Here is a 10,285-nt window from a genome sequence, read left to right on the forward strand (position 1 = left end):
TCTCGCATCCGAGCGACGCCATCCAGGCCGGCATCGCCTATGTGCCCGGCGACCGCACCGAGGCCTTGGCCTTGCAGCGTTCGGTGCGCGAGAACATCGCGCTGCCCTTCAGCGCCGGGCTGCGCAAATGGGGGCCGATCCGCATGCGGCGCGAGGAGTTTGTGGTTTCCGGCGCCATCGGCAGGCTGCAGATCGACACCCGCGCCCAGGGCGAGGTGCAGCGCCTTTCCGGCGGCAACCAGCAGAAGGTGACCATCGCCCGCTGGATCGCTGCCAACGCCCGCACCATCCTCTGCTTCGACCCGACCCGCGGCATCGATGTCGGCACCAAGCAGGAAATCTACAAGCTGCTGCGCGAGCTCGCTGGCCAAGGCAAGTCGGTATTGTTCTACACCTCCGAGATGGAGGAGGTGCAGCGCGTCTGCGACCGTGTCATCGTCATCTTCGGCGGCCGTGTCGTCGACACCTTCCCGGTGGAAGAGGCCGATGAAGCGGCATTGATGCGCGCAGCTTACGGCCTGCCGCGCGGCGCTAGGGCCGATGTCGGCATCCTTGCCGAGGTCAAACCCGCTTCCGATGCGGAGGTCGCGCCATGAGCCGCTTCCTCCGCAACCAGGGCTGGGTCGCCGGCCTCTTTGCCCTGCTGATCTTCCTCTTCGTCGTCACCAAGCTGATCCAGCCCGGCTATGGCAGCGGCGACTTCGGCTCGCTGGCGCGGGCGGTTCTGCCTTACGCCTTCGCCGTCGCCGCTCAGACCGTCGTCGTCATCGCCGGCGGCATTGACCTTTCGGTCGCCGCTATGATGGCGCTGACGAGCGTGACCGCAGCCTCGATGATGAACGGCGCCAGCGAGGAATATGCGCTCTTCGTCGTGCCCTTCGTGCTGGCCATGGGGCTGGTGCTCGGCGCGCTGAACGGTATCCTCATCGTCGTGACCCGCGTGCCCGACATCGTCGTCACGCTTGCCATGCTGTTCGTGCTGCAGGGCGCGGCGCTCCTCGTGCTCGGCGCTCCGGGAGGCGCGGCCGCCGAATGGCTGAAGGCCAGCGTCATCGGCACGGTGCCGGTCCCCGGCCTGCCGGATTGGGCCGACGACTGGGTGCCGAAGGCGCTGGTGCTGCTCGTCGTCTGCCTCTGCATCGTGTGGATTCCGCTCAGGCGCTCACGCCTCGGCCTATCCATCTACGCCATCGGCAGCAACGAGCTTGCCGCCTTCCGCAGCGGCGTGCCGGTGGCCAGCACCAGGATCATCGCCTATGCGCTCTCCGGTCTGTTTGCGGCGCTCGGCGGCCTGTCGCTCACCATCAGCACCGGCATCGGCGCGCCGATACCCGGGCCTTATCTGCTCGCCAGCGTCGCCGCGGTGGTGCTGGGCGGCGTCGCGCTCGGCGGCGGCAAGGGCGGCCTGCTCGGGCCGATCATCGCCGTCTTCGTGCTGCGGCTGGTGCGCACCGACCTGACGCTTCTGGCCATCGATCCGAACGTCACCGCCATCATCGAAGGTTTGATCATGGTCGCGGTCGTGATGTTCGGCGCCTTCATCACCATGCGAAGCCGTCCGGCAGGAGCAACGCCATGACCGACATCGCGACCATGCCCCGGCCCGTCTCGTTCGGCCGCCGCCTGAAGCGCTTCATGGCGGACCGGCCGCTGATCCCTTTGATCATCCTCTTGATCATCCTCGTGGTGATCCTGCAGATCCTGCGCCCCGGCATCGTCAACGAGCGCTGGCTCGCCAACACGGCGAAGTTCGCCATTCCGCTGGCGATCCTCGCCGGCTGCCAGAGCATGACCATGCTGACCGGCGGCATCGACCTTTCCGTCGGCACGGTGGCGACGATGAGCGCCTTCATCATGGCCACCCAGATCGTCAACCAGGATCCGGCTGTGGCTTTCCTGCTGGCCATGCTGCCCGCCGTGCTGATCGGCCTCGTCAACGGCATCGGCGTCGGCGTGTTCCGGGTGCATCCGCTGATCATGACGCTCGGCACCAGCCTGATCGGCACCGGCTTCCTGCAGGTCTACCAGCGCACCGTGATCGCGTCGGGCGCGAAAATCCCGGATTTCCTCAACTGGCTGGGCACCGGCCTCACCTACGGTTTTCCCAATGCGCTTCTCCTGTTCGTGCCGGTGGCCGTGCTGATCGTCTTCATGCTGAACCGTACCGGCTTCGGCCGCCTGCTCTATGCCGTCGGCGACAATGAGCGCGCCGCGCGCCTGTCCGGCGTCCGCTACTGGCAGGTGATCACCGCGCTCTACATCCTCTCCAGCCTGCTCGCCGGCATCACCGGCCTGCTCTATATCGGCCTGATCAAGGCGCCTTCGCTGTCGCTCGCCGAACCGCTGGTGCTGCCTTCGGTGGCCGCGGCCGTCATCGGCGGCACCTCGATCTTCGGCGGCCGCGGCGGCTATACCGGCACCATCATCGGCGCGCTGATCCTGACCGTGCTGACGACGCTGCTCACCATCCTGCAGATGCCCGAAGGCGGCCGCCGCATCCTGTTCGGCTTCATCGTGCTATTCGTGACGGCGGCCTATCTGCGCATCGTCGAGGACCGCTAGAGCAAATCCAGGAAAAGTGTGAGCGGTTTTCCGTCCGGAGTTGCGTAAAAATAAGAAGATAAACCATTTCACCGTTTCGGTAAAACGGTGAAATGGTTTAGCCGGCGCACGGCTCACTCCGCCGCCTGCACCTGGCGGGCGCCGATGATCGCACGTATCTCGGAGCGGCAGGAGCCGCAATTGGTGCCCGCGCGCAACGTCTCGCCGATGGCCTCAAGGCTGTCGCATCCCGAAGCAACCGCCGACGCGATTTGGTTGGCGCCGACATGGAAGCATGCGCACACGACCCGCCCAATAGGCGGCATGGGCACGGGCGAGCGGCCGGATAGAAGCGCGTGGCGGTCGGCCGTCGACAGCTTCTGGCGCGTGGCGAGCAGGGACACCAGCCAGTCGCGCGCCGGCAGTTGGTCTGGAGCGGCGACCAGCAAGGCCTCGGCCATGGCGCCGCCATCGTCGATGGCCGCCGCGCGATAGGCGAGCCCGCGGCGATCGGTGTATTCGAGCAACTGGTCCCGCCGTTTGACGCCCAGCAGCTTGCGCGCCAGGAGGATCCCCTGGTCCGGCGGCTCGGTTCCAGTCAGTTCATAGACCCAGCCGCCATCGACCGCATGCCGGCTCCAGTGGACGAAACCTGTCGGCCGCAGATCACGGCGTGTGATGAGCACGCCGGCCCAGCCGGTCTCTTCCCGCACGATCCTGACTGGAACATGCTTGAGCTCCGGTTGGCCGGAATGCGGATCGGTGACCGGCGAGGACAGCAGACCGGCCGCGGCCCTGGCCGCGAACTGTCCGCTCCAGTGCATGGGCAGGAAAGCATGGCCACGCCGCTGCGAGTCGGCCACGCGTACTCTCGCCCGAACGAAGCCGAAGCGGGTTGAAAGCTGGGCGAGGTCGCCATCCTTTAGGTGTCGCGCGGCCGCATCGGCCGGATGAAGATCGACCGCCGGCTCCGGCACGTTAGCCATCAAACGCGGCACATTCCCGGTGCGCGTCATGGTGTGCCACTGATCGCGCAGCCGGCCGGTGTTCAGGGCAAGTGGATAGTCGGCATCGACGCTGAAGGCCGTTGCCTCCTGCCGCACCGCCACGAAGCGCGCGCGGCCGTCGGGCGTCGGAAAACGACCGTCGCCAAACAATCTCGTCTGGTGCTCGCCTCGATCCGACGTGGGCCAAAGACGCGGCGCGAAGGTTGAATAGTCTTCATCGGTAAGATCAGCAAAGCCGCCGAGATCGAATAGGCGCTCGCCCCCGTTCTCGAAGGCGGAGAGCGCCGCATGCTCGCGGAAAATCTCGGCCGGCGCCCGGAAGGCGAAGGCCTCGCCAAAGCCCATGCGGGCGGCGACATCGCAGACGATGCGCCAGTCGGCTCTCGCCTCGCCCGGCGGCGGCAGGAACGGCCGCTGGCGCGAGATACGCCGTTCCGAATTGGTGACCGTGCCGTCCTTCTCGCCCCAACCAGCGGCCGGCAGCAGAACGTCGGCGCAGCGCGTGGTGTCGGTGCGGGTGACATCCGAAACGACGACGAAATCGCATTTAGCGAGCGCGGCACGCACGCGTGAAGCATCCGGCATGGAGACCGCCGGATTGGTGCCCATGACCCACAGCGCCTTGATGCGGCCGTCGGCGACCGCCTGGAACATGTCCACCGCCTTCAGGCCGACGCGGCGGGCGATGTCGGGCGCCTTCCAGAAGCGGGAGACACGATCGATGTTGGCTTCATCCGCGAAGTCCATATGCGCGGCGAGCTGATTGGCCAGGCCACCCACCTCGCGGCCGCCCATGGCGTTCGGCTGCCCGGTGACCGAGAACGGTCCCATGCCGGGCTTGCCGATGCGGCCGGTGGCGAGATGGCAATTGATGATGGCGTTGACCTTGTCGGTTCCATGCGCCGACTGGTTCACACCCTGGCTGTAGACGGTGACGGTCCGGTCAGTGTCGGCGAAGAGATCGTAGAAGGCCTGGACATCGGCGGCCGCCAATCCGCAGCCCTTCGCAATACGTGCGATCGACGGCGCATCGGCGCTGGCCAGCGCGGCCGCGGCGTCGAAGCCCGACGTGTTGTCGCGGATGAAATCGGTATCGCTCTTCCCGCTCTGGACGAGATACGCGAGCAATCCGTTGAACAACAGCACGTCCGTGCCCGGATCGAGCGCCAGATGCAGGTCGCACTCGTCGGCGGTCGCGGTGCGGCGAGGATCGATGACGACGATTTTCGTCCCACGCTCCCGGCGCGTTGCGAGCATGCGCTGGTAGAGCACCGGATGACACCAGGCGGTGTTGGAGCCGGTGAGCACGATGAGATCGGCGCACTCCAAATCCTCATAGACACCGGGAACGATGTCCTCGCCGAAAGCACGGCGGTGGCCGGCCACGGATGAGGCCATGCAAAGCCGCGAATTGGTGTCGATATTGGCCGAGCCGACAAAACCCTTCATCAGCTTGTTGGCGACGTAATAGTCCTCGGTGAGCAATTGGCCGGACACGTAGAAGGCGACCGAATCCGGCCCGTGCTCGGCGATCGCCCGCGAGAATTTTTCGGCCACGAGATCGAGCGCTTCGTCCCAACCGGCCTGCCTGCCGCCGATCTCCGGCTGAAGCAGACGGCCTTCGAGGCCGAGTGTCTCGGCGAGGGCGGAACCCTTGGAGCAGAGCCGGCCGAAATTGGCCGGGTGCTCGGGATCGCCGCGGACGGTCGTCGTACCGTCCGCGGCGACCTTGGCCAGCACGCCGCAGCCCACCCCGCAATAGGGGCAGGTGGTCCTCACCTCGCGCGCTTCCTCCATGCCTCAGGCCGCTTTTGAGGCCAGCGCTTCGAGCGCGATGAAGAGCATTTCGCCCTCGACCCTCACCGGGATCGTTCGCACCGCGCCCTCGTCGGCGCCGAGCGCCTTGCCGGTCTCCAACGAGATCACCCAATTGTGCAGCGGGCAGGTCACCGCCGCGCCATGGACGATGCCTTGGCTCAGCGGCCCGCCCTTGTGCGGGCAGTGGTCCTCGATGGCGAAGACATGGTCGTCGGCCGTTCGGAAGACCGCGATCTTGCCTTGCGGGGTGGCTACGCAGCGTGCGCCGCGGCTAGGGATTTCGGCGATGGAGCCGATGGCGATCCAGTTCATGCGGTCTCTTTCCTGTCGACTCACTCCGCCGCCTCCGCGAACCCGACCGAAGCCATCGGCCGGAACTCATGCTTGTCCTTGCCGGAGACGCGCTCCGACCACGGGTCGACCTGCGCGAATTTCTGGCTGAAGACGAAGCGCTCGTAATAGGCTTTGCGCTTCTCGGCATCGTCCAGGATCTGTTTTTTGATCTCGGCGGTGCCGATGCGCTTGGCCCATTTGTAGATGCGCTCGAGATAGCGCGCCTGCTCGCGATACATCTGGACGAGCGCCACGATCACCTCCAGCGCCTCGTCCTCGGTCTTCACGAGCCCCAGCACTTCCGTGCCCTTGATGTCGAGGCCGGCAGCGCCCGCGAAATGGATCTCGTAGCCGGAGTCGACGCAGACCACGCCGACATCCTTGCAGGTCGCCTCCGCGCAGTTGCGCGGGCATCCCGACACTGCCATCTTCACCTTGGCCGGCGTCCACGAGCCCCACATGAATTTCTCGATGCGGATGCCGAGCCCGGTCGAATCCTGCGTGCCGAAGCGGCACCAGTCGGAACCGACGCAGGTCTTCACCGTGCGCAGGCCCTTGGCATAGGCATGGCCGGAGACGAAGCCGGCCTTGCCGAGATCGGACCACACCGCCGGCAGGTCTTCCTTGCGGATGCCCAGCATGTCGATGCGCTGGCCGCCGGTGACCTTGACCATCGGGATCTCGAACTTGTCGACGACATCGGCAATGGCGCGCAATTCGTTGGCGCTGGTCACCCCGCCCCACATGCGCGGCACCACCGAATAGGTGCCATCCTTCTGGATGTTGGCGTGGACGCGCTCATTGATGAAGCGCGACTGATAGTCGTCGGCATATTGGTCGGGCCAGTCGCAGACCAGATAATAGTTGAGCGCCGGACGGCATTTGGCGCAGCCGCAGGAGGTCTTCCATTCGAGTTCCTGCATGACGGCCGGAATTGTCTTCAGGCCCTTCGCCTTGATCAGGCGCCGCACATCGTCATGACCGAGGCTCGTGCAGCTGCACATGGGCTGCACCGCCGCCGGATTGTACGCTTCGCCGAGCGTCAGCTTCAGCAGCTGTTCGACCAGACCCGTGCACGAGCCGCAGGAGGCCGAAGCTTTCGTATGCGCGCGCACATCGTCGAGGCCGGTCAGCCCCTTGGCCGAGATCGCGCCGGTGATCTTGCCCTTGCAGACGCCGTTGCAGCCGCAGATTTCCGCATCATCCGCCAGTGCCGCAACGGCCGCCAAAGGGTCCGAGGAAACGCCTCCCTGGAACGCCTGGCCGAAGATCAGCGTGTCGCGCATCTCGGAGATGTCGGTCGCCTTCTTCTTGAGGTCGTTGAACCAGGCGCCATCATCCGTCTCGCCGAACAGCACCGTGCCGATGATGCGATTGTCCTGCAGCACGAGGCGCTTGTAGATGCCAGCCGATGCGTCGCGCAGGATGATCTCCTCGCGGTCCTCGCCATCGGCGAAGTCGCCCAGCGAATAGAGGTCGATGCCGGTGACCTTGAGCTTGGTCGGCGTGTCGGAATGGACGAAGCGCCTGTCCTCGCTGTCCGCCAGCGCGGCCGCAGCGACCCGCGCCATCTCGTAGAGCGGGGCGACCAGTCCGTAGACGTGGCCGCCGACCTCGGCGCATTCGCCGAGCGCCATGATGGCAGGATCGGAGGTCCGCATGCGGTCGTCGACGACAATGCCGCGATTGACCTCGAGCCCGGCCTCCTTGGCAAGCGCGGTGCTCGGGCGGATGCCGACCGCCATCACCACCAGCGTCGCCGGGATGATCGTGCCGTCCATCAGCTCGACACCCTCGACCTTGCCGTCGCCGACAATCGCCTTGGTGTTGGCCTTGGTCATGACCTTGATGCCGCGCGCCTCGACGGCCTTCTGCAGCAGATAGCCGGCGGCCGGATCGAGCTGGCGCTCCATGAGCGTCGGCATGACGTGCAGAACCGTGACATCCATGCCGCGTTCCTTCAGCCCGGCCGCGGCTTCGAGGCCGAGGAGGCCGCCGCCGATGACGACCGCTTTGGCGCGCGACTGCGCCGCAAGCAGCATGGCGTTGACGTCATCGAGGTCGCGGTAGGTGAGCACGCCCGGCAGGTCCTTGCCCGGCACCGGAATGATGAAGGGCACCGAGCCGGTGGCGATGACCAGCCGGTCGTAGCTCTCGGTCACGCCGTGGTCCGAGGTGACGGTCTTGGCCTCCCGGTCGATGGCGACGATGCGGTGGCCCTTGTAGAGGGTGATGCCGTGCTTGATGTACCAGCCGTCGCCATGGATGACGATTTCCTCGAACGCCTTCTCGCCCGACAGGACCGGCGACAGCATGATGCGGTCGTAGTTCACGCGCGGCTCGGCGTTGAAGATGGTGACAACGTAGCGGTCGGGCGCCGCTTCCAGCAGGTGCTCCAGCATCCTGCCGGGCGCCATGCCGTTGCCGATGATGACAAGTTTTTCGCTCATGTCGCTCTCCGGTTATTCGGCGGCGTAGGAAAGGGACGATGTCTTGACGGCCGCCCGGCGCTCCATCCGGCGGATGCTGAAGTGCATCCAGACCAGGCAGGACAAGACGATCACGAAGAGCAGCATGAAGCAGCTCGACCAGACGCCGGTGAGGTCGTTCAGCGCGCCGAAGGCGATCGGCAGGATGAAGCCGCCGAGGCCGCCGATCATGCCGACCACGCCGCCGACCGCGCCGACGCTCTGCGGATAGTAGACGGGGATGTGCTTGTAGACGGCGGCCTTGCCGAGGCTCATGAAGAATCCGAGCACGGAGGCGATGGCGATGAAGGCGAGCGGGCCGATCTCGAAGTGGAACGGGATCGGCCCGCTGATGCCGCGCACCACGTAATCTGCCGAGGGGAGAGACAGAACGAGGGTCGCGACGGCAGAAACGCTGAAGGTCCAATAGAGCACGGCGCGTGCACCGATGCGGTCGGACAGCACGCCGCCATAGGCGCGGAAGATGCTTGCGGGGATCGAATAGGCGGCGCCGATCATGCCGGCGGTGGCGATGCCGAAGCCGTAGGCGCCGATCAGGTAGCGCGGCAGCCAGAGCGACAGCGCCACGAACGCGCCGAAGGCGAAGAAATAGTAGAAGGCGAAGCGCCAGACCTGCAGGTTCTTCAGCGGCGCGAATTCCTGCCAGAAGCTCCTCGTCGGCGCCGCCTTGCCGGCACGGCGTTCGCGGATGACAGGATCGTCGTTGGTGGTGAACCAGAAGACGATCGCCATGACGACTAGCGCCGCGGCCCAGATCAGCGCCACCGACTGCCAGCCCCAGGCAAGCAGCACGAGCGGCGCCAGGAACTTGGTGACCGCCGCACCGACATTGCCGACGCCGAAAATGCCGAGCGCCGTACCTTGTCTGCCGGCGGGGAAGAAGCGCGACACATAGGCGACGCCGACGGCGAAGGAGCCGCCAGCGAGACCGACGCCGAGGGCGGCAAGCAGCATCTGCTGATAGGTGTGGGCGAAAGCGAGCAGGAAGGTCGCGACCGCCGCCGCGAGCATGGTGAGCGTGTAGACCAGGCGGCCGCCATAGCGGTCGGTCCAGACGCCGAGCACCATGCGCACCAGCGATCCGGTCAGGATCGGCGTGCCGACCAGCAGGCCGAACTCGGTCTCGTTCAGCCCAAGCTCCTGCTTGATGCGCACGCCGATGATGGAAAAGATCGTCCACACCGCAAAGCAGACGGTGAAGGCGATGGTGGACATGACGAGCGCCTGCCGGGGAGCACTGTCCTGGCTTTGCGCGGCTGGGAGGTTTGCGGTCATGGTTGGCTCCGGTTTGCGGCGGCGGGCGCCGCGTGTGGTGTTGATCAGGCGTGCGGCATCGGTCAGCGCGCCGGGGCTTGCGCGGTCACATGCGAACCGTTGCCCTCGGCTTCGTGGCTGGCGGGAAACAAGAACAGCGCGGCAATGAACAGCACCGCCGTCAGCGCGCTGCTCGCCAGGACATCGCGGCGGGTGAAATCCTTGAGCGAGGGTCCGATCCGTCTGGTCATCGTCATCTCCGGTCCAAAACGAAAAAAGCTGCCGTCCAGGCCCCCTCGCGTCCGTACATCCGGGATCGCGTGGTGACCTGAGCGGCAGCTTTGCCTGTGGCGCCCGCCATTGGACGCCTGTTCTGTTGCCCACGAGGGGCTCGTCTATTTCAAAGCACGAAGCGTGCCAGTTTTACGAGAGATCAGAATTTCATTTAAAATCAGCATGCTGCACAATGGGCCTGCGGCGGAGCCAAGCTGCAACGCGGTCAAACATTGATCAATGGTATGGACATGCCGCACAAATTTTGTGCATCGCACAAGACTGGCGCGCGAATGATCAGGCGCGTTTCTGGCCGGCAATGTAGGCGTCGATCCGGTCCGGATCGAAGATCTGGCCGTCGAAAAATCCGTCGGGACCAAGCACCAGGCTCGCCCCCGCCGAGCCGACTGGCGTCGCAACCTTCAGCGCGCCCTCGACCTTGGCATTGGCGCCGGGCAGCGCCACGCCGAGCGGCTTCAGCGCCGAGCGGTAGAGGTCGGGCCGATAGCAGTCGCGGGCGATGGCGAGGTTCTGCGGTGTGTGCGGCAATTGCCCCCAGCGCACCATCTG

Annotated in this window: 8 protein-coding genes and 1 pseudogene; 3 read left to right on the forward strand and 6 right to left on the reverse strand. The window is 65.8% G+C overall.

Annotation, left to right across the window (positions count from 1 at the left end; genetic code table 11):
• The 3 genes from EOA27_RS08750 to EOA27_RS08760 form a co-directional block, all read left to right on the forward strand.
• A partial coding sequence (locus EOA27_RS08750) for an ATP-binding cassette domain-containing protein (protein ID WP_145970292.1) occupies window positions 1-596 on the forward strand: 596 nt, incomplete at its 5' end.
• On the forward strand, window positions 593-1,579 hold the full coding sequence (locus EOA27_RS08755) for an ABC transporter permease (protein ID WP_127255968.1): 987 nt from the start codon (window positions 593-595) through the stop codon (window positions 1,577-1,579). The genes EOA27_RS08750 and EOA27_RS08755, both read left to right, overlap by 4 nt.
• Window positions 1,576-2,562, forward strand: a complete 987-nt coding sequence (locus EOA27_RS08760) for an ABC transporter permease (protein ID WP_126081246.1) — start codon at window positions 1,576-1,578, stop codon at window positions 2,560-2,562. Before EOA27_RS08755 ends, EOA27_RS08760 begins: the two co-directional genes overlap by 4 nt.
• A gap of 113 nt (window positions 2,563-2,675) precedes the next feature.
• Here the strand turns inward: EOA27_RS08760 and EOA27_RS08765 are convergent, their stop codons facing one another.
• The 6 genes and pseudogenes from EOA27_RS08765 to EOA27_RS08785 all read right to left on the reverse strand — a co-directional run.
• The gene (locus tag EOA27_RS08765; protein ID WP_126081245.1) at window positions 2,676-5,345 is read right to left on the reverse strand and encodes a nitrate reductase; all 2,670 of its coding nucleotides are present in this window, start codon (window positions 5,343-5,345) and stop codon (window positions 2,676-2,678) included.
• Between the two features lie 3 nt (window positions 5,346-5,348).
• A complete protein-coding gene (gene nirD / locus EOA27_RS08770) occupies window positions 5,349-5,678 on the reverse strand; it encodes a nitrite reductase small subunit NirD (protein WP_126081244.1) in 330 nt (109 codons plus the stop codon).
• 20 nt (window positions 5,679-5,698) lie between these two features.
• Complete coding sequence (gene nirB, locus EOA27_RS08775) at window positions 5,699-8,149, reverse strand: nitrite reductase large subunit NirB (protein ID WP_126081243.1); 2,451 nt, start codon at window positions 8,147-8,149, stop codon at window positions 5,699-5,701.
• Between the two features lie 12 nt (window positions 8,150-8,161).
• Window positions 8,162-9,463, reverse strand: coding sequence for a nitrate/nitrite transporter (locus EOA27_RS08780; protein ID WP_126081242.1), 1,302 nt, complete (start codon window positions 9,461-9,463; stop codon window positions 8,162-8,164).
• Window positions 9,464-9,525: 62 nt separating this feature from the next.
• A complete protein-coding gene (locus tag EOA27_RS40545; protein ID WP_189343069.1) occupies window positions 9,526-9,693 on the reverse strand; it encodes a hypothetical protein in 168 nt (55 codons plus the stop codon).
• Between the two features lie 319 nt (window positions 9,694-10,012).
• A pseudogene (locus EOA27_RS08785) lies at window positions 10,013-10,285 on the reverse strand (nitrate transporter); the annotation flags it as partial.

It is taken from the genome of Mesorhizobium sp. M2A.F.Ca.ET.037.01.1.1 (genome assembly GCF_003998075.1).
Taxonomy (GTDB): Bacteria; Pseudomonadota; Alphaproteobacteria; order Rhizobiales; family Rhizobiaceae; genus Mesorhizobium.

Bases quoted from the DNA above. Each gene is read 5' to 3' on its own strand.
- EOA27_RS08755 (WP_127255968.1), top strand. From the start codon at position 593: ATGAGCCGCTTCCTCCGCAACCAGGGCTGGGTCGCCGGCCTCTTTGCC.
- EOA27_RS08760 (WP_126081246.1), top strand. From the start codon at position 1,576: ATGACCGACATCGCGACCATGCCCCGGCCCGTCTCGTTCGGCCGCCGC.
- EOA27_RS08765 (WP_126081245.1), bottom strand. From the start codon at position 5,345: ATGGAGGAAGCGCGCGAGGTGAGGACCACCTGCCCCTATTGCGGGGTG.
- nirD (WP_126081244.1), bottom strand. From the start codon at position 5,678: ATGAACTGGATCGCCATCGGCTCCATCGCCGAAATCCCTAGCCGCGGC.
- nirB (WP_126081243.1), bottom strand. From the start codon at position 8,149: ATGAGCGAAAAACTTGTCATCATCGGCAACGGCATGGCGCCCGGCAGG.
- EOA27_RS08780 (WP_126081242.1), bottom strand. From the start codon at position 9,463: ATGACCGCAAACCTCCCAGCCGCGCAAAGCCAGGACAGTGCTCCCCGG.
- EOA27_RS40545 (WP_189343069.1), bottom strand. From the start codon at position 9,693: ATGACCAGACGGATCGGACCCTCGCTCAAGGATTTCACCCGCCGCGAT.